Origin of the sequence: Celerinatantimonas marina, from assembly GCF_046054165.1 — a bacterium.
GTDB lineage: Bacteria > Pseudomonadota > Gammaproteobacteria > Enterobacterales > Celerinatantimonadaceae > Celerinatantimonas.
The window spans coordinates 66,367-86,472 of the sequence record NZ_JBFNXK010000013.1 but is presented as its reverse complement, the minus strand read 5'-3'; the positions used below and the strand labels follow the sequence as shown (position 1 = coordinate 86,472).

The following is a 20,106-nucleotide window of genomic DNA, read 5'->3' as shown; positions in this document are numbered from 1 at the left end:
ATGTTAAAACGAATTACCTTAAAAATGCTGGTCATCAGTGGATATATCATTCTGATTTTGCTGTTGGCCGCTACCAGTTTACAAGGCATACGTAAGTTGCATTCCGCAAACCAGGATATGAACATCATTGTTGAAGGGCCTGCTGAAGTGATTCGGCTCACAGCACGGATGCGTCAGGATTTGCTGGAGCTTGGAATGGAAGCTGCGGATTATATATTGGCTTCTTCTCAGGATGCTCGGAGTCGTTTGGAATCATCGATGGTCAAAGCTCGAGATCGCTTAGACGATCGTCAGGCTCAATTAGCGAAAATTTTGCCCAAAGATGATTTACCGCTATTGGAAAATTTTTCGACAAATCTAAAAAACTATAACAGCATTTTGGATCAGGTTATTGTTTTATCCAAGCAAGAAACTAACAAAAAAGCAGCAGCATTAAGTGAAGGTGATGCCTTAGCTGCGTTTAATCAGTTGATTGCACAAATTCGGGCATTAGCGACTCATATCTCTGCCAGTATGACTGAAACCAATGATCCGGAATCATTACGAGCATTAGCTAATGAGAATCAACAACTGGCATTGCTCAGCCTTGAATTAGGGTCGATTCAGCGTTTAGAAAAGGTTTATCTGTTGAGTCGAAATAATCAGGAAATGACCGCCATTTCTCAGCGGCTGGAGCTGCATATTAAACAGTTCCAACAGATAGCAGAATCGCTGACCGATCATGTTCTACCGGAACAAAAACATGAAATCGATTCGATTGGGGCTAGTTTTTCACATTACATGAATATCCAGAAACAGGTCGTTGCTCTGGCGACACAAAATAGCGATGGTCATGCTTTTGAATTACTGGAAGGTCAAGGTACTGAGGCGATGAACACCACCAGTTCTTATCTGACCAAATTGCTGGGGCTGAGTGATACCAGTATGAATAATATCGTGGATACCACGAATGCGATTTATGCTACGACATCGAAAGTGTTGATGATTCTGCTGATTATCTCGGTCCTCATTGCCTTATTGGTGGCGATAATCGTCGTTTCTCGGATTAACGAAGTCAGTCGGATTGCCACCCGAATTGGGGATGGTGACTTGAACCAGAAATTTAGCACTAAAGTGAGTAGTCGGGATATTTATGGGGTTCTCCGGCTCATGAATGAACGGTTGCGCTCGATTGTTGGTGAAATTAAAGAAGCCTCCAGCAATGTGGCTTCGGGAAGTGTGCAACTTTCCGGAACTGGCCAACAGATTGCCCAAGGTGCGACAGAGCAGGCATCATCTTTGGAAGAGGTTTCCTCTGCGGTCGAACAGATGTCAGCGAATATTTCGCATAGTGCCGATAATGCTAAACAGACCGAACAAATTGCCAGCCAGGCGGCTAGCGATGCCGATGCTTCGGGTAAGGCGGTTCGGGAATCGGTGCTGGCGATGAAAGATATTACAGAACGTATCAACATCATTGAAGAGATAGCCCGGCAGACGAATTTACTGGCTTTAAATGCAGCGATAGAAGCGGCGCGGGCCGGTGAGCATGGTAAAGGGTTTACCGTGGTTGCGGCTGAGGTTCGGAAATTGGCCGAACGTAGTCAGCGTGCTGCTGGAGAAATTGTTGAATTGTCGCGCAATAGTTTAAATATTTCTGAACAGGCCGGAGCTATGTTGGAAAAATTGGTTCCTAATATTCAACAAACGGCTGATTTAGTACAGGAGATTAGTGCATCGGCTATTGAACAGAATAAAGGAGCTGCTGAAATTAATACCGCCATTCAGCAACTGGATCAAGTTGTTCAGCAGTCAGCGGCCGCCGCAGAAGAGATGGCTTCGACCTCAGAAGAGTTATCGGCTCAGGCTGAGCAGATGAACAGTACGATGGAATTTTTTAAAGTGGATATGCAGCTCCATCATCGTTCGACCTCCTCGGCATCCCGTCCTGCGACGAATAAATCATATCCATCGGTATCATCGATGGCGAAACCACAGTCGGGACAGGTTAAAAAAACATCAGGGAATGGGATCGATCTCGATTTAGATACCAATAGTGATGATGACTTTGTTCGTTATTGAGGAATGGGGATGGCTAATTCAAATCAAGCTGCTGATCAGCCTCATGAAAAGTTACAAATTCTGTCGTTTGTGCTCGATGGTGATAGCTTTGGTACCGAGATCAGCTGCATTCAGGAAGTGCTGGAATATCATAAAGTGACGGCGGTCCCCCGGACACCGGATTACATGTTAGGGGTGATTAATTTAAGAGGGCAGGTGGTGCCGGTAGTTGACTTGCGCCATATATTTCACATGGAGGTGACCGAACCGACGATCGATAGTTGCATCATCATCGTAAAAATTATAATTGAAGGCGAGGAAACGGCGCTAGGGGTGTTGGCCGATCGCGTGAAAGAGGTCGTGGAGTTTAACCTCGATGAGGTCAATCCGCCTCCGCGAATTGGAAATCGAGTCAATAGTTATTTTATTCAGGGGATGGTTCAGCATGATGACGAGTTTATTATTTTGTTACAACTGGAGCGGGTTTTTTCGTCAGAACAACTTCAGGATGTGCTAGAGCCTGTGGAGCAGATAACAGTGGATGAAATTAGTGCGTCTGAGAAGACGCAGTAAGGAGTTACTGTGGTATCCATTAGCGATAGTGAGCACTTAGCTCAAGCGGATCACCTCCGACTTGCTGAATTTATTGAACAAGTCGTTGGGATCCAGTTACCAGCCCATAAACGTTCGTTAATCGAGACCCGGTTACGAAAACGGTTGCGAGCGACCCAAATCAATCATTTTCATGAATATCTAGATTATGTTCTAAATGGTGATACTCAGGAACAAGTCATGTTAATTGATGCGCTGACGACCAATAAAACCGACTTTTTCCGTGAAGCCAATCATTTTGAATATCTTTATGAGTATCTTGATCGGCTTTTAAATCAGAGTAATCAGAACCGACTACATCCGTATCGGTTTTGGAGTGCGGGCTGCTCGACTGGAGAAGAGCCTTATACCTTGGCTATGTTTTTAGAAACGTTGAAAATAAATCATCCGGCTTTCGATTATCAAATAGAAGCGACGGATATTTCGGTTTCAGTATTGCAAACAGCACAGCAGGCGATCTATCCACATCATTTGGCCGAACCCATCCCGATGGCTTATCGAAAGCGTTTTTTATTGCGTAAAAAAACGGCCAGCTTGGATTTAGTGAAAGTCGCTCCCGAATTAAGACAACATATTCATTTTAGTGAATTTAATCTGGTCACCGGAAATTTTGATGCAATGGGTGGATTTGATGGAATTTTCTGCCGCAATGTCATGATTTATTTTAGTCAGGCTCAGCGTCAGCTGATTATTGAAAATTTTACGCGCTTGCTAACACAAAACGGATTTTTTTTCGTGGGTCATTCGGAGGGCGTATCGGCCCGGCAGTTCGGTCTTGAGCAAAAGATCCCGACGGTGTATCAAAAAATTTCGACGTAGGAGTATTCATCTATGATTAAGGTCATGATCGTTGATGATTCAGCGGTTGTTCGTCAGACTCTATCAGAAATCATTAATGAACAAGCGGATATGCAGGTGATGGCAACTGCCGCCGATCCTTATATCGCCGCCGATAAATTGCGATCACAGCTTCCGGATGTGATGATCTTGGATGTTGAGATGCCTCGAATGGATGGTTTGACTTTTTTACGAAAATTGATGGCTCAGCATCCGCTTCCCGTCGTCATTTGTTCTTCACTCGTGGGAGAGCAGAGTAATACGCATATGGCCGCTCTGGAAGCCGGGGCGGTGGACATCATTGCCAAACCATCATTAGGAACCAAGCAATTTATCCGGGAAGCCTCGGTGATGATTACCGACGCGTTGCGTGGTGCGGCTAAAGCTAAAGTATCCAAAATATTGCCTAGGAGGATGGCGAGCGAAAAACTATCGGCTGATGTCATGTTACCCAATATATCGACCTCAGCAATGCGCGAGACAACCGATAAAATTATTGTGATTGGCGCCTCTACGGGGGGAACAGAAGCCATTCGGCGGGTTTTAGAAATGATGCCGGGAAACTGTCCTCCGATCGCAGTTGTGCAACATATGCCGGAAGGATTTACCCATTCATTTGCGAATAGGTTGGATGGGTTATGCCGAATTCATGTGAAAGAGGCCACTAATGGGGATACTTTATTACGGGGACATGCACTGATTGCACCGGGAAATCGCCATTTATTGGTGAAACGAAGTGGTGCTCGTTACTATGTTGAAGTCAAGGATGGTCCCTTAGTTTCTCGACATCGCCCTTCGGTGGACGTTTTGTTTCGTAGTGTAGCGCGTTATGTTGGACCGAATGCGGTTGGCATTATTCTCACGGGAATGGGTGACGACGGGGCGAGTGGAATGAAAGAGATGCGGGATGCCGGAGCTTGGACCTGCGGTCAAGATGAAGCCACCAGTGTTGTTTATGGAATGCCGAAGGAAGCTTTTTTGAAAGGCGGTGTTTGTCAGCAAATTCCACTGCAGCATATCGCTGCCACTGTTCTTAAGTCGGCACAATGATTATTTATATGGATCGAGCGAAGGCCTTTGAGTCTCGCTCATCGAAAGAAAATCCACCGGTGCATCTGAATGCCGGAGAGATCATTTTTGGCCGGGGCCAACGAGAGATTCGAACATTATTGGGCTCTTGTATTTCAATTGTGCTTTGGCATCCTTCACAACACTATTGCGGCGTGTGTCATTTTGCAATGCCTGAGCATCCCCGGGGAATATCCGATAATAAATTAGATGCTCGTTATGCCGATCATTGTATGGAATTATTTCGTCGATTTGCCGAAGGTAAACAGACTCAATTAAGTCAATATCAGGCAAAAATTTTCGGGGGTGGCAATATGTTACGGCATTTTAATCCGCCTTTTAAAATGTCTCCGGAAGATTCTTACTTGGAGCGGGTCTCTATTGGTGAAAAAAATGCGGCGGCTGCATTTTCACTGTTAATGATTCATCAGGTTAAAATTTTAGTCGCCGATGTCGGTGAACAATGCTATCGCAAATTATACATTGATACTCAAACGGCTGAAGTCGCAGTATTACATCGCTCGGTCGGGAAATAATCGAAAAAGGGATAGGCTTGAAAGGGCTCGGCATTTTTACCAACAGCCCTTAATGACCATTCTTGATGGAAGTTGACGCTGAATGTTACCGCGCCCCGATGACTTAAACGCTTATGTCTTCAGGACGCATTGGGTTCAAAGGCGTTTTACTTGAACCTGATCCAATCTGCAATACTTAACCGATCCTAGTGTTGACGGCGTTGTGGCCCGCGAGGACCATAGTCAAAATCTGCTGTCTTTGGCCCAAAAGTATGGAGCAGTTGGGGTGCATCCATTGGGTCTAAAGTTAACTCGATAATACAAGCTTGATCATCTGGACGTTGTGTCAGGGCCTGATCTAATGCGCCATGGGTTGCGACTCGGCGGTAGAAAATTGAAGCCTTTGGAGCAAAGGCCTGAATCAGTGACTGATGATCCCAACTAGCAATGTCGTTATATGCGGCATTTTCTCCCAGAATAAAACGTTCAATGGTATAGCCTTGATTATTCAGCAAAATGATAGTTGGTTTTAAGCCTCGGTTTAAAATGGTCGAGAGTTCTTGCACGGTCATTTGCAGTGAGCCGTCCCCGATAAATAACCAATGTCGTCGTTCTGGCGCGGCCATCATGGTTCCCAATAGGGCCGGCAGAGAAAAGCCAATAGCACCCCAAATGGATTGGGCAATGTAATGACAGCCATGTGGGAGGGGCTGATCTAACAAACCGATATGAGAGCAGCCCATTTCGCCAATAATGACGTCTTTAGCCTGAAAATAGCTGGTAATATGAGGCCATAGTTTGGCATGAGTCAGCGCTTCATTGACTTGATGCGTTAAAGGCAGGGGGGCGGCTTTGCGCGGTAATGGAGGGCGCTTGTTATGTGCGGTGGGGAGCTCACGGATCAGTTCAGCCATGAGTTGCTGAGCGCTCACCCCTTCATAAGTCTCACCCGCAATGGTGACATCTTCACCCCGTAAATAGATGGTTTTTTCAATTGGAAATTCATCGGTTGCTACCATGCTACTCCCTTCACTGTAACAAGGCGCGGTGGCGATGATGCAATCGGCATTGGCAAGCCATTGGCTGACAGCACTCTCTGGCGCATTCGGGTAATGACCCAACCAAAGGGGCGAGCTTTCATCTAAGATCGCTTTTCCGGAGCGAAATGATGCGTATGGGATTTGGCAGTGATCCGCTAAGGTTTGTAATTCAGTGTGGATTTGACTGCGATCGGCATCCATATCGACGAGGATTAAGGGCTGTTTAGCCTGATGCAGTTGTTCTTGGATGAGCTTTCGAGCTTCGCTTAACTGCAAAGAATCGCTAGGCGCAAAGGTTCGCGTGAGTGGCAAAGTCGGCGCGTTAATATTCAGGTAACTGATATTGGATGGAATTTGTAAATAAACCGGGCAGCGTTCTTGCCAACATGTAGTCAGGGCACGATCAATTTCGATAGCCGCATTCGACGGCGTGATCCGGGCCCCAGATGAGGTAAATTCCCGGGCACAGTTCATGATATTATCGAAATTTCCCTCGGCCATTGAATGATGGACTCGGAGTCGATTGCGCATCACATAGAGTGGTGGTACCCCGGTAATCATTACGACGGGCAGATGTTCAGCACAGCTACCGGCGATCCCACAAAGAGCACTTAAATCACCCACCCCGTATGTCGTAATAATAGCGGCGATTCCATTGAGTCGGGCATAACCATCGGCAGCATAGGAGGCATTGAGTTCATTGCAGTTACCGACAAATTCAATACCATCGATATCATGGAGTTGCTCCAGTAACTGGAGATTAAAATCACCGGGAACCCCGAACACATAGCGGACTCCTAGTTGTTTTAAGCGTTCCCATAGATAATTCCCAATGGTTGTTTGCATGGTTTATTTCCTTTCGAAAAAGACGGACAAATAAAAGGCCACCTCAATGGAGGTGGCCTTTGATGAAATAAGATTCATTTACTGAACAGCAGCAAAAGCGCGAGCAACCTGCTGGACATTATTGTGATTTAAACCTGCGATACAGACTCGGCCACTATTAACCAAATAAACGGCATGTTTTTCCCGTAATTCATCCACCTGTTCACGACTGAATCCGGTATAGCTAAACATCCCGTTCTGGCGGATAAAGTGCTCACAGTTCACTCCGGGGAGGACATCGTTCATTGTTGCAACGAGTGTGTGCCGCATCTGTCGGATCCGCTGGTTCATGGTCTGAACTTCTTGGTGCCAGATCGTTTTTAGTTCCTGACTATTCAGAACTTCGCTGACAATTTGGGCCCCAAATAATGGCGGTGTTGAATAGTTACGTCGAACGGCGGCTTTGAGCTGACCTAATACGCGGGCTTGGTTTTCCTGATTTTCACACACGACGGATAATCCACCGACCCGTTGTCCATATAGTGAGAAAATTTTAGAAAAAGAGTTGGAGACAAAGCATGGAATTTCAGCTTTGGCCATTTCTCGGATCACAAACGCATCATCATCTAGCGTATTAGCAAATCCTTGATAGGCAATATCCATAAATGGGATCAATTCCCGGGCTTTGGCCACTTCAACCACTTGCAGCCATTGTTGCTGGGTTAAATCCGCCCCAGTTGGGTTATGGCAACATGGATGCAGTAATACAATACTGCGTGCGGGGAGTTGATTTAGGCATTCCAGCATCGCCGGGAAATTAACCCCTTTGGTTTGCGGATCAAAGTAAGGGTAGCGATTGACTTTAATTCCCGCACCGGAGAAGATCGCCGCATGATTATCCCAGGTTGGATCGCTGATCCAAACTTGTGAATCCGGGAAATAGCATTTCAGAAAATCGGCCCCTACTTTCAGAGCGCCTGAGCCCCCCAACGTTTGAATCGTTGCTATATGGCCTGATACGAGAGCAGGATGTTCAGGACCGAAGAGCAGTTCTTGAATCGCCTGACGATAACTGGCCATGCCTTCCATAGGCAGATAAACCGCAGCTTGTTCCTGACTGATATGAGAAATAGCTTGAGCAACTGAATTGAGTTGAGGAACAATGCCGGCTTCGTCGTAATACAGACCGATACTCAAATTAACTTTGTTAGGACGGGTATCCTGTTTGAAATCTTCAACAAGCGACAATATAGGGTCACCAGCATAAAGGGCGACGTGTGAAAACATGAGTATCTCCTTGTAAGCCAGCCGTTAGGCAATGTAGCGGTTTGGCCGATGATTTATGGCAATGGTTAGGGTCTATGACCTTTGATTTAAAACAATAGCGCCCAGACTTAATGCAAGCAATATTGGGCTATTCATAATGTACAACGATACCGTGACATAAGTATCCACCAACATCTACAGTTCCCGGCCTAAAAACGCGCCTTGTCTATCAGATGTGAGTACAAGGGCATCGTTTAAATAGATTTATGCTGACACAGCACAATTTAATCTCTGGGCCTCAGATCCCTTCAATGAGTTGTAGACACGGATATCATAATGATGTGGTGCTATTTCCCATACAAAGGTGTCTTACAAGAGAAATTAGCACCAACATACATCAAAATGATATTTGTGTGCAATATTTTTAATATTCTGCATGTATTGAATTGTTAAATGGCAATGCATGCACAAAAATTACTTAGTTTGTGTTCTCATCCGAAAAATCTCGGACAATACGATTTTCTTTAATATTTTCCAGAATGACGGAAGTTTTGATCTGACTGACGCCCCGGTAACTGGAGAGTTCATTAATCAGCTCATTCATTTGGGCTAAGTTAGCCGCCGCGATTTTCAACTGATAATCATACTCACCAGTGATTTTATAAGCATCTAAAATCATTGGGTTTTTTGCAACCTGATGGTGAAAATCAGTCACGATATCAATGTGATGATTGTTGAGCGTGATCTCTACCAGCCCCTGAATTTGCAACAGCTGAGCTTTGGGGGCTAATCGGGCCTGATAGCCTTCGATATAGCCTTGTTGTTCGAGTGCGATTCGCCGCCGGGAACACTGTGAGGTCGATAATCCGATGAGTTTCCCTAACTCTTGATTCGTGAGTCGTCCATTATTCTGTAATAGACTCAGGATCTGGCGATCATAATCATCAATTGCATTCTGCAAAATGATACTCCTAATGATTTTGATAAAGCTGAACCATCAGCTGCTCAAATTGGTGAAAATCGAGCGACTGGTTTGGAGCCACTTTCGCTTGGGTTGGATGTGGATGAATATTGAGCATGACCCCATCGGCCCCCAACTGTCGGGCCGCAATGGCCAAAGGTGCAATATCACAAGCCTGTGTCACGCCATCACAAGGGTTCAGCATGATCGGTAAATGTGTTTTTCCTCGGAGTAACGCAATGGCACTTAAATCGATGATCGAACGTGTTTGATGATCGGCAGTACGAATGCCTCGTTCACAGAGAATGACCTGCTGATTGCCTTGCGCCAGAATGTAATCTGCCGCTTCTAACCACTCATCCAAAGACGCAACACTACCCCGTTCTAAAACGATAGGGCGAGTGGTATTGCCAGCCGCTTTAAGGAGCGGGTAGTTTTGCATATTCGCAGCTCCAATTTGCAGAACGTCGACATGGGCTGCAATTTCCCGCAAGTGATCAATATGAGTGACTTCTGTCATCACGGGAATTTGCCATTGTCTGGCGGTTTCTTCTAATAAAGGAAGACCTGCCATGCCCAGTCCCCGGTAATCATATGGATTGCTGGATGACTTAAAGCAGGCTCCGTGGAGCAGATGGGCTCCGCGATTGGTAAGCTGTTCGGCACATTGATTGAGTTGATCTTGATCTTCAATGGTATCTGGGCCCGCCATCACCATGAAATGGCCTTCACCTAGGGTCCGATTGCCGATAGTGACTGTGGTTAAGGTCGGTTTATGTTCCCGACTGGAGAGTGGCGCATTGAGGTGACGGCTAATCACGGTTGGACGATCTTGTATCGCCTGAACCGGCTGGGTAGCTAGGACCTGCGATGGAACCTGACATTGTTTGATATCCGCTCGAGGATAACATCCGAGTACTTTAATAAAGCGTGTGGAACGGGTGAGATCCGCTAAAGCCTGTTGCATTTCCAGAGAATCGACATGGGTTGAAACATCGACATAAAAAAGTTCTTGCCAGGGATTCCCCTGAACCGGCCGTGATTCCAGACGCGTCATGTTGATCCCTCGGTCGGCTAGTGTTTGCAGCGCGCCCGCCAGTGCTCCCGGATGTTGTCCGGTTGCCATAATAAAGGTTGTTTTCGCGGGGATCTGAGTTGAAACATCAATGGGGGAGCGGGCCACGACAATAAAACGAGTATAATTTTCTTGTTGATTAGCAATATGGCCATGAATACTGGTGAGGCCATACATTTTCCCACCCGTTTCGCTACCGATCGCGGCAATGGTCGCATCTGTACTTTCACTTACAATTTGCATCGCTTTGGATGAACTATCGACAAATTCAAATTTGAGATGCGGGTATTTTTCAAGAAAATGGCTGCATTGCGCTAATGGTTGAGGATGGCCATAGAGCGTTGTGATCTCAGTGAGCTCGCAATGCTTTTTGACTAATATGCCGTGGTCTACTTCAATAGCCAGTTCGCCGATGATCGATAAACTGGTTTGTTGCAGCACATCATAAACCTCATTAATACTGCCGGAGCTGGTATTTTCGATGGGGAGTAATGCGTAATCAGCTTGGCGTTGTTCAACCGTATCCACAATCTGGCGAAAACTGGGACAACCGATTTCAGTGACCGGTTGGGAGCTTGCTTCAAAATAACGAGAAACCGCAATATTGCTATAAGAGCCTTTATTGCCTAAAAATGCGACCCGAATGGGGGCTGATGAGGCTTCGTTATGGGAAGCATGATGTTGTTGTAACCAGTGGCGTTGAGCGCGGACGGAGTCTTCAATAATGAGACGAAAGAGCTGAGTGACAAATTGCGAGCTGAGTTGCAGTTGGTTGGCTTGTTCGATGAGGTTTGTAAACAGATGTTCTTCACGAGGGAGATCTCGGACCGGAAGCTGATGTTGCATTTTATAGTGAGCGACTTGCTCTGTAAGTTGTTTTCGTTTGGCGATTTGCTTCAGGATATCTCGATCCACGGCGCTAATTGCCTGACGAAGATGATTTAAATCTGTCATGATATGCGGCTCATTTTCCAACTGTATATAATAAAAAAGCCTCCCGGAGGGAGGCTTTAAGGATGCTTTAATTTCTCTTATGACACAAGCATTCCGCCTCCCGTAGAGGGGGGAATAAAGAAAAAGTCAAAAAAGAAATTACGATTTATCATTTGCATGTTACCAGACTAAAAATCTATTCAATAAAAGTCAAGTGCCGGTACTTTTCTATGAAGCACCGGCGATAAAGTCAATTAGGCAACAGGTGGTGGAGTTTGTTGAATATCTAAACTTTTATCCACCCGGCCTGCAATGGGTTTGTTATGGTAACGACGTAACTGGCGTTCCAGTTTTTGTCCTAAATTGTTGAGTGCCACATAAAGATCATTATTTTCATCCGAAGCAAATAGTTGACCACTGGGGATTCCTATTTTCGCTTCTACTTTAAACAATAATTTTTCTTTGGTAATAATGACCTGGGGTTTAATGAGCGGGACCTGTGTTTTTTCGAGTTTTGCCATTCGAGCTTCAATTTTTTCTCTCATGGTTGGAGTGATATCGATGGATTTGCTGGTGATATCTATTAACATATAAGCCCCCTTAGTGGGTGTTGATCGTGAACTTAACTACTTATTCATAACTTAATTATCATCTAGTCTAGATATCGTGATAGCCTCACGCCTTAATCTCAGTTAAGCAATTTTTGCGTAGAAGTTCCATAGGCAATGTCAAAAAAAATTAATTTTTTTAGAAATACTTGTTATTGATTTGAAAATCAGGCAACGTGTAGAGAAATAGTGCAAGAAAATTCAGCTATAAAAATGGATTTTCTTATAAATCAGCATGTTATATAAAGCATGATTATTAATACCCAACCACTTTTATCGCTGTCACAAATTCATTCTCAACGAATTGAATATGCGCAAGCTCAATTAGCACTTAGTTTGGCTCAGCAAATTAAGGATGATTTTTTTTCTCAGTTATGCCATCAATTAGTTAAACTATTTAGTGCTCAGAGTGCATTTGTTTTACTGGTTGATTCCCGACCCGGTGATAATTTTAGAATCGTTGGAAGTTTTGAAGATCTTCAGTCCGGCCAAAATGGAAATTCATTCTCTAGTTTTCGCCGGGATGAATTACCTTTTCAGATATCATCTCACCCGGCTCCGTTTTCTATTATTCGGGATGTCGATAAATTATATCCCAATTATATCAAGCGATTTAAAACGATCCCCCAAACCGTAGCCGTCTCAACTTTCTTTGATGATGAATATCAGGCTATCGGTTTTTTATTGTGTCATTTCCCGGCAAATCCCCCGACGTTATCGGAGTTATCTCCGGTTTTACAGCCCTTTGTCGGGCGTATATCGGCCGAGTTAAAGCGTTATTATGATGAATTAGTCCTGAGATTGGCTGCGGTAGCTTTTGAAACCAATGATTGTCTGGTGGTGACGGATGCTAAGCGGCGGGTTCAACGAGTGAACCAGGCTTTTTGTCAAATGATCGGCTACCGCTCGGACGAATTAATTGATAAACCGATTGAACAGTTGTTTCCCGGAATTGAAGATGAACTTTTTAGTCAATTGAATGATAAAGAGTTTGCTCAAGGGGAGTATTTGCGCCGGCATAAAGATGGGCTGCTGTATCCTCACTGGGAAACACTGAAACCTGTGATCGATGAGCAAGGGGTTATCACCTATTACTTGATCCGATGTACTGATTTAAGCAGTCAACGCCGAACGGAGCAAAAAATCTATAATCTGGCCTATCATGATGAACTGACAGGATTGGCTAATAGACGTAAGTTGTTGATTGAACTAAAAAAATCGCATCAAAATGCCGCGTTATTAGGGCAGCTCGGCGCACTCATGTTTATCGATCTGGATCGATTTAAAAACATTAATGATTCACTGGGGCATGAGGCGGGTGACTGGATTTTACAGCAAGTCGCTGGTCGATTGAAAGATATCGTTCGTCAGGGCGACTTGTTGGCCCGGTTGGGGGGCGATGAATTTGTATTATTATTTCCTTATCTGGGAGATAGCATTGAACAAGTTCAGAGTCAGGCTAAATTTATTGGGCAACGGTTGATAGCGGATATCTCGAGGCCTTATCTGCGGGGAACTCAAAAACTGCATTTGGGAGCTAGTGTTGGCGTCAGTGTTTTTCCTTTGGTGTCTCAAACGCCGGAAGATTTGCTGCGTCAGGCTGATACTGCGATGTACCGTGCTAAAAGTGAAGCGCGCCAGTCGATTATCTTTTATGAACAGAGTATGCAGCAACAGGCGGATCGTCGCTTACGTATTCATAATGCGATTAAAGATGGACTCACTCGGCAGGAATTTGAACTTTATTATCAGCCTCAGCATATGCTTGAAACCAATGAGTTAATGGGGGCTGAAGCGCTATTACGTTGGACTCCTCAGGGACAACGGATGATGATGCCGGATGAATTTATTCCGATTGCAGAAGAAAGTGAGCTGATTGTGGAGCTTGGACGTTGGGTTTTACAAGAGTCATGCCGCACTTTGGTTCAGTGGTTGGATCAGGGTTTACGATTGCCGGAGCTCTCTCTTAATGTGAGTGCCAAGCAGTTTCATGATCCGGAATTCATCTCGTTTATGCTACAAACGCTACAGGAAACTGGCTTAGATCCGGCCTATCTTAATTTTGAGATCACCGAGTCGGTGGTTTTAAATGATTTTGAAGATACGATTCGAATCATGACTGAGCTGAAATCACTGGGCATTAGCTTTTCAATCGACGACTTTGGCGCGGGGTATTCGTCGCTGAGTTATTTAAAACGACTGCCTATTGATGAGTTAAAAATTGATCGCTCTTTTGTCAGTGATATCCCTCGGGATCGCAGCGATATGGCTATTATTGAAGCGGTGTTGGATTTAGCGCAACATCTTGGTTTTACCGTAACGGCCGAGGGGGTCGAAACCCCGCAGCAGAAAGAGTTCCTCCGGCGGCGAGGCTGTCAGTTTTATCAGGGTTTTTTAGTGAGTAAACCGTTGCCGAAAGATGTGATGACGCGTTATATCCAGAAACAAGTTGGTTAAAAAATAACCTATCCGGGCTTGATTGTCCGTCAAGAGTAGGTGAGACTGAGAGCAGTATAGCTCGGAATGTTAGGAGATCGGTTTGGTTTTATGGTGGCGTCTGATTTTACTGTTTGGTCTGTTTGCTCTCAGTCAGAATAGTTTTAGCCAGCCGCTATCACTGACTCAGCAGCGAGATTTATATCATCAAGCACGACAGGCGCAGCAACAACAGCAATGGACGATAGCCAGAGACTTCACTCGGCAATTACAGTCTTATCCGCTTTATTCTTATTTGCAGTATTTCGATTTAGAAAATCATTTCGATTCGGTTTCGTATACAGATATTGTGACATTTCGTCATCAACATCAGGGAACACCTTTAGCCAACCAGCTGGAACGTCGGTATCTGTTTTGGTTGGCTGAGCAGCAGAAATGGGCTGCTTTAATTCGGTTTTATCCCAGAGAGCCATCCAGCCCATCCTTACAATGTTCATATTATTATGCCCATTATCAAACTGGGAAAACGAAGATCGCCTGGCAAGGGGCTAAAAAATTATGGCTGGTGGGGAAGTCTCAGCCTCATAGTTGTGATCTCTTGTTTAAAGCTTGGAAACAACATCACCATTTGACTCAGGAGTTGATTTGGCAGCGACTGCTCTTAGCATATGCCAATTATCAGGGCGGGTTGCAGAATTATCTGCAAAAGCAGTTGCATAGCCAGTATCTGGCAGCGGCTAACCAGCTAAAATTGGATGATGCAACGCCTGAAAAATTAATGCAGCATCGTTATCAATTGTCGCCACTTCGGCGTCAAACATTGCGCTTAGTACTGATGCGACTCACTTGGCAGCAACCTAAATTAGCGATTGCTATTTATCAGCGTTATCAACATCAGCTGACGCGACATGGTCAAGTCGATAAGCCATTGCTCACTCAGTTGATCCGTTCTGCGATTCGCTATCCATCGGCTTTAATTTTAAGTTGGGCTGATCAGCAGTTGAAATCATACCCTGAACCGGAAACGGTCGAACGGCGGCTGCGGCTGGCATTATCCAATCAAGACTGGGGAGATGTCGGAGTGTTTTTAGCGCTGTTAACGTCAGAGCAGGCACAAGATGAGCGCTGGCAATATTGGCAGGCGAGGTTAGCACAACAGCAGGGACAAGATGATGCGGCTCGTAAAATATGGCAGCAGTTGGCTAAGCGTCGTAGCTATTATGGATTTTTGTCGGCTCAGCAGTTAGGGCAGGAGTATCAATTTAATTCGGAATCGATGCCGGAAACCGTACCAGATAAGGCTGAGCAGTCCTTGGGATGGCAACAGGTCCGGGAACTGATGTATCAACAAGATTATCAGGCGGCCTATCAACGTTGGCAATTTTTGCTGAATGCTCAGCCTGTAGCTGAACGGACGCAATGGGGTATGTTGGCGATGCGTTATAATTGGCCCGCTTTGGCTGTCACCAGCACCATCAAAGCCCGGGCGTGGGATATGTTACCGCTGCGTTTCCCTTTCGCTTATTCTCAGGAATTTACTTCGATTGCCCGACGTAAAGGGCTGGATCCATTGTTGCTGGTGGCTCTGGCGCGACAAGAAAGTGGATTTTATCGCTATGCGCATAGCCATGCCGGAGCCCGGGGATTGATGCAAATTACTTCTGCAACCGCGCGCCATCTAATGTCCTTGCGGGGTAAACGATTGCAGGATGTGACCCAATTGTATTCCCCTCAAATGAATATTGATCTAGGAAGTCAATATTTAGCGCAGTTATTGCAGCAGTATCAGGGGAATCGTTTTGTTGCGATTGCAGCATATAATGCAGGACCGACTCGAATCAACGATTGGTTTGATCGTTTCGGTGCATTGCCGGGTGATATCTGGATTGAGGCGATTCCGTTTAATGAGACTCGTCATTATGTGCAAAATATCCTGTCGTTTGAGCTGATCTATGCGTATCGCCTTGGCGCTGAGCGGGAACTCCTCCGCCCCGAAGAACGGATGGTGAGTCCCGCCTTAATGATGGCAGCTAAGGACTAATCCGGTCAATCTGCCATGAACTATCGGATTCATTGCGATGGTAAACATAGCGGTCATGTAAGCGATCGGCTTTGCCCTGCCAAAATTCGATAGTGTGGGGGATCACTCTGTAGCCTCCCCAGAATTCAGGGCATGGAATTTCCTGGCCTTCAAATTTTTGGGTAAATTCCTTCACTTGTGCTTCCAGTTTGCTGCGATTGGCGATTGGATGGCTCTGATGACTGGCCCAGGCTCCGATTCGACTGCCGCGTCCGCGACTTTGAAAATAGGCATTGGACTGTTCGTAACTGACTCGTTCAACGCGCCCTTCAATGCGGACTTGCCGCTGCAGAATGTTCCAGTGGAAGGTCAGGCTGGCCCAAGGATTGGCATCTAATTCGGCGGCTTTGCGGCTGCCGTAGTTGGTATAAAAAACAAATCCGGATTCATCAAATTCTTTCAGCAGTACCACGCGGGCTGAAGGACGACCTTCTGGCGTACAGCTTGCAACCAACATCGATTCCGGTAAGACAATGCCACATTGTTTGGCGGCTTCGAACCATTGTGCAAAAAGCTGAAATGGCGGTTCATCACCCTTAGGTTCAGGAAGATTGACTAATACGCCCTGACCGAGGGTCAATGCGCAACGTAACTTACTAAATAGAGACATAACACCTTCTTTTAATCGCTGTCCTTTGCATATATTTAAGTTCAGTTGTTGTTTGTGGGGTGGATTTTATTCACTTTAAATACGGCCGGGTTTGTGAAATTTAATCACGAAAGGTTAACAGTTATATAGAATTTCACAGCGATTGTCGATATCGACGCCATTGCAGCCGCTCTGGAGATAGGGTTAAATGGTCCTAAATAGGATTGAGATGGAATGCTATATGGGCACGATTCAGCGAATTGCCGTTGTGGGGTGTGGATGGTTGGGAACCCCTCTGGCTATTCGGTTAACGCAGCAGGGATATGATGTTCGGGGATCCCGGCAACATCCATCAGAATTACCCGAACTGGAACAGGCTGGGATTAGTGCCGCGGCACTCCAACTTAATCCGCATTGTCAGTGTGAGCGACCCGATGTGATTTTTGCGGGTGCGCAATTACTGATTATTAATATTCCTCCCCGTCGCAAGCAGCATGATGGCGATTATCATGTAGCACAAATCCGAGCCTTGCTGAAGCAAGTTCAGCAATTTCAGATTGGCAAGGTTTTGTTGATTAGCTCGACTTCGGTGTATGGCAGCTTGCAAGGTGAAGTGGATGAATCCGTACCGTGTGAGCCTTCAACTGCATCCGGTACAACGTTGCTGGAGGTCGAACAGATGCTCATGTCTCAAACCGGAATTCAGGCATCGGTCTTACGTTTTTCAGGACTGATTGGTCCGAAGCGGCACCCGGGACGATTTTTGATGGGAAAAACGGTTGATGGCGCTGATGCTCCGGTCAACCTGATCCATCAAACGGATTGTATCGGCCTGATTGAAGCGTTGATCCAGCGAGATGTCTGGGGCGAAATTTTCAATGCCAGTTGTGATGAGCATCCATCCAAGCGATTGTTTTATCAAGCGGCCTCTCGCGCATTGGGACAGGCTGAACCGATGTTTAGTCACCAAGCGGGAAGTACGAAAATCATTCGGAATGATTTGATTAAAAAGACTTTATCTTATTCTTTCCAATATCCGGATCCAATTGCATGGATCCAGCGGTAAGAATCGTTATGATGAGAAATGGCAGCGATTCTAGTTGGCAATCATGTAAAAAGGTTTCGAGTCACATGAGAAATCGCACGATATACTGATCGTTGTAACTTTATGTAATTTGATGATAGTACCTATCAAAATATGACAGGGGGTGACCGTGTCCGATGATGAACGAGCGCCGGAAGGCCAGATGTTATTAAGAACCCTGGCTATGCCTGCCGATACCAATGCTAATGGGGATATCTTTGGGGGATGGATTATGTCCCAGATGGATATCGCTGGGGGCATTCTGGCTAAAGAAGTTGCACTGGGAAGAACCTGTACCGTAGCGGTGAATGGGATGTCATTTCTGGCTCCGGTTCAGGTGGGAGACGTGGTGTGTTGTTATGGACATTGTCTGAAAATTGGACGGACCTCGATGACGATTAAATTGGAAGTGTGGGTGAAACCGGTTTTACGGCAAAATAGCATGGATCCACGCTATTGCGTCACCGAAGCCACATTTACTTATGTCGCGATTGATGACGATGGGCATCCCCGTTGTATTCCTGAACATACTCGTGAGATTTATAATCCACAATAGGTGGGTTGTTGATAAGGAGTTATTTTGATAATTGAGATGTTAAGTACCGGGGATGAGGTTCTTCAGGGCGATATCGTTGATACCAATGCCTCTTGGGTGGGTCAGCAACTGAGTGAACTAGGGCTTAAATTTAGTCGCAGACAAACGGTCGCCGATGATCTTCCGACCTTGATTGAAGTGATGGATGAAGCTTGTCGACGAGCGGATTGGTTATTAGTCAATGGAGGACTGGGGCCGACCAGTGATGATTTGAGTAATGAGGCGGCAGCGAAGTTACTCGGCGTTCCTCTGGAACTGAATAACCGCTGGTTAGAGTCTATTGAGCAGTGGTATCAGAAGCTAGATCGGGTGATGCCAAAAAGCAATATCAAGCAAGCGATGTTAGCTCAGGGCGCCGAGATGATCCCGAATCCAATTGGAACGGCATGTGGCTCCATTATTCGCCATCACCAGTGTCAGGTGTTATTTACTCCCGGAGTGCCAAGCGAATTTAAACGCATGGTAACGGATCATTGGTTGCCGCGATTAGGAAGTAAAAATGATCAGGTGACGATTAAACGTTTCTTTACGTTTGGTTTGTCAGAGTCGGGCGTGAATGATCGTTTCGCTGCGCTTCAGCTACCGGAACATGTCCGGTTAGGATACCGCGCTGCTCGTCCACATATTGAAATTAAAGTATTTTCAGAGCAATGCCGACATCAGGAAACTGAACGGGTTTATCAGGATATTCGTCATCTGCTGGGCGCTCAGTTATTCAGTGAAGATAGCGGTGATTGGTGCGCTTTATTACAGCAGCAGATGATTGCAAAACATTTGAAACTTACGGTTGCGGAGTCTTGTACCGGCGGGATGTTAGCCAGTCAGATAGTAGGCCAGGCCGGAAGTTCTGAATATTTTGAGCGGGGCTTTGTGACGTACACCAATCTGGCTAAAGAGCAGATGTTGGGCGTCAGTCATGCGTTGCTAGAGCAATATGGTGCCGTATCTACGCAGGTCGCTGCAGCCATGGCAACTGGAGCTTTAGCTCATAGTCAGGCGGATATCGCGCTAAGTATTACCGGTATTGCCGGTCCCGGAGGAGGCAGTGAAAGCAAGCCGGTCGGGACGGTTTGTTTTGCGTTGGCCAGTGCCGGGCAATGTTGGGTTCAGCATTTACAATTGCCGGGACGCAGTCGTATTGCGATTCGTGAAACAGCGGCTGCGACCGCGCTGGATATGTTGCGGCGTTATCTGAATCAACTGCCGATAGCGGGTGAGTATGATTTAATCAAACGCATTGAAGAGGCATCATGATCGATTTTTCCGACTTAGAGAAGCGCCAGAAAAATTCGTTTGGGCAGCAAAAACAGCTGATCAAACAGGTGATGGCTGGGCGAAAGGTACTCTGTGCTCACTGCCAACAACCGTTAACCCTTCAGACTCAGCCTGAGTTTGTCGTGATTTGTTGTCCCGACAAATGTACCGAACTGATGCTAACCGCTGAAAAATAATCGGTAGATGATGTCTGTTAGCGCAAGCCATTTATCGAGTGAAGATATAAAAGGTTAGGGGCTGCCGGTCGGGTTCGTTTAAATTCAACCA

17 protein-coding genes and 1 other annotated feature are annotated in these 20,106 nt (G+C 45.8%); of the genes, 11 read left to right on the top strand and 6 right to left on the bottom strand.

Annotated elements, in window-relative coordinates; translation table 11 throughout:
• The 5 genes from ABUE20_RS14220 to ABUE20_RS14200 are packed head-to-tail and all read left to right on the top strand — an operon-like array spanning position 1 to position 5,093.
• Positions 1-2,061 carry a HAMP domain-containing methyl-accepting chemotaxis protein gene (locus ABUE20_RS14220; RefSeq protein ID WP_408620606.1) on the top strand — a complete coding sequence of 687 codons (2,061 nt, stop codon included), beginning with the start codon at positions 1-3 and terminating at the stop codon, positions 2,059-2,061.
• Positions 2,062-2,070: 9 nt separating this feature from the next.
• The gene (locus tag ABUE20_RS14215; RefSeq protein WP_408620605.1) at positions 2,071-2,613 is read left to right on the top strand and encodes a chemotaxis protein CheW; all 543 of its coding nucleotides are present in this window, start codon (positions 2,071-2,073) and stop codon (positions 2,611-2,613) included.
• A 9-nt stretch (positions 2,614-2,622) separates the two neighbouring features.
• Positions 2,623-3,471, top strand: coding sequence for a CheR family methyltransferase (locus ABUE20_RS14210; RefSeq protein ID WP_408620604.1), 849 nt, complete (start codon positions 2,623-2,625; stop codon positions 3,469-3,471).
• A gap of 12 nt (positions 3,472-3,483) precedes the next feature.
• Complete coding sequence (locus tag ABUE20_RS14205) at positions 3,484-4,539, top strand: protein-glutamate methylesterase/protein-glutamine glutaminase (protein ID WP_408620603.1); 1,056 nt, start codon at positions 3,484-3,486, stop codon at positions 4,537-4,539.
• An 8-nt stretch (positions 4,540-4,547) separates the two neighbouring features.
• Positions 4,548-5,093 carry a chemotaxis protein CheD gene (locus ABUE20_RS14200; protein ID WP_408620602.1) on the top strand — a complete coding sequence of 182 codons (546 nt, stop codon included), beginning with the start codon at positions 4,548-4,550 and terminating at the stop codon, positions 5,091-5,093.
• 185 nt (positions 5,094-5,278) lie between these two features.
• Here ABUE20_RS14200 and ABUE20_RS14195 read toward each other — a convergent pair whose 3' ends face one another.
• The 5 genes from ABUE20_RS14195 to hpf form a co-directional block, all read right to left on the bottom strand.
• Entirely contained in the window at positions 5,279-6,958 is a 1,680-nt protein-coding gene (locus tag ABUE20_RS14195) for an alpha-keto acid decarboxylase family protein (RefSeq protein ID WP_408620601.1), read from the bottom strand.
• A gap of 78 nt (positions 6,959-7,036) precedes the next feature.
• On the bottom strand, positions 7,037-8,224 hold the full coding sequence (locus ABUE20_RS14190; protein WP_408620600.1) for an amino acid aminotransferase: 1,188 nt from the start codon (positions 8,222-8,224) through the stop codon (positions 7,037-7,039).
• 457 nt (positions 8,225-8,681) lie between these two features.
• Positions 8,682-9,164: an Lrp/AsnC family transcriptional regulator gene (locus tag ABUE20_RS14185; RefSeq protein WP_408620599.1), complete on the bottom strand. Its 483-nt coding sequence runs from the start codon at positions 9,162-9,164 to the stop codon at positions 8,682-8,684.
• A 10-nt stretch (positions 9,165-9,174) separates the two neighbouring features.
• A complete protein-coding gene (pheA, locus tag ABUE20_RS14180; protein ID WP_408620598.1) occupies positions 9,175-11,193 on the bottom strand; it encodes a prephenate dehydratase in 2,019 nt (672 codons plus the stop codon).
• 29 nt (positions 11,194-11,222) lie between these two features.
• Positions 11,223-11,343: a sequence feature (Phe leader region), on the bottom strand.
• 83 nt (positions 11,344-11,426) lie between these two features.
• The gene (gene hpf / locus ABUE20_RS14175; RefSeq protein ID WP_408620597.1) at positions 11,427-11,762 is read right to left on the bottom strand and encodes a ribosome hibernation-promoting factor, HPF/YfiA family; all 336 of its coding nucleotides are present in this window, start codon (positions 11,760-11,762) and stop codon (positions 11,427-11,429) included.
• Positions 11,763-12,029: 267 nt separating this feature from the next.
• Here hpf and ABUE20_RS14170 point away from each other — a divergent pair, with 267 nt between their 5' ends.
• Together ABUE20_RS14170 and ABUE20_RS14165 are read left to right on the top strand one after the other, a co-directional pair.
• Positions 12,030-14,237 carry an EAL domain-containing protein gene (locus tag ABUE20_RS14170; RefSeq protein WP_408620596.1) on the top strand — a complete coding sequence of 736 codons (2,208 nt, stop codon included), beginning with the start codon at positions 12,030-12,032 and terminating at the stop codon, positions 14,235-14,237.
• Between the two features lie 82 nt (positions 14,238-14,319).
• Complete coding sequence (locus ABUE20_RS14165; protein WP_408620595.1) at positions 14,320-16,257, top strand: transglycosylase SLT domain-containing protein; 1,938 nt, start codon at positions 14,320-14,322, stop codon at positions 16,255-16,257.
• Here ABUE20_RS14165 and pdxH read toward each other — a convergent pair.
• Positions 16,247-16,906, bottom strand: a complete 660-nt coding sequence (gene pdxH, locus ABUE20_RS14160; protein ID WP_408620594.1) for a pyridoxamine 5'-phosphate oxidase — start codon at positions 16,904-16,906, stop codon at positions 16,247-16,249. The genes ABUE20_RS14165 and pdxH overlap by 11 nt on opposite strands.
• A gap of 220 nt (positions 16,907-17,126) precedes the next feature.
• Here pdxH and ABUE20_RS14155 point away from each other — a divergent pair, with 220 nt between their 5' ends.
• The 4 genes from ABUE20_RS14155 (at position 17,127) to ABUE20_RS14140 (ending at position 20,015) form a co-directional block, all read left to right on the top strand.
• Positions 17,127-17,951 (top strand): SDR family oxidoreductase, encoded by an 825-nt coding sequence (locus ABUE20_RS14155; RefSeq protein ID WP_408620593.1) that lies wholly within the window; start codon positions 17,127-17,129, stop codon positions 17,949-17,951.
• Between the two features lie 148 nt (positions 17,952-18,099).
• Positions 18,100-18,525: an acyl-CoA thioester hydrolase YciA gene (gene yciA / locus ABUE20_RS14150; protein ID WP_408620592.1), complete on the top strand. Its 426-nt coding sequence runs from the start codon at positions 18,100-18,102 to the stop codon at positions 18,523-18,525.
• A 24-nt stretch (positions 18,526-18,549) separates the two neighbouring features.
• Positions 18,550-19,818 carry a CinA family nicotinamide mononucleotide deamidase-related protein gene (locus ABUE20_RS14145; RefSeq protein ID WP_408620591.1) on the top strand — a complete coding sequence of 423 codons (1,269 nt, stop codon included), beginning with the start codon at positions 18,550-18,552 and terminating at the stop codon, positions 19,816-19,818.
• Positions 19,815-20,015: a hypothetical protein gene (locus ABUE20_RS14140; protein WP_408620590.1), complete on the top strand. Its 201-nt coding sequence runs from the start codon at positions 19,815-19,817 to the stop codon at positions 20,013-20,015. The genes ABUE20_RS14145 and ABUE20_RS14140 overlap by 4 nt, the downstream gene beginning before the upstream one ends.
• Positions 20,016-20,106: the final 91 nt, after the last annotated feature.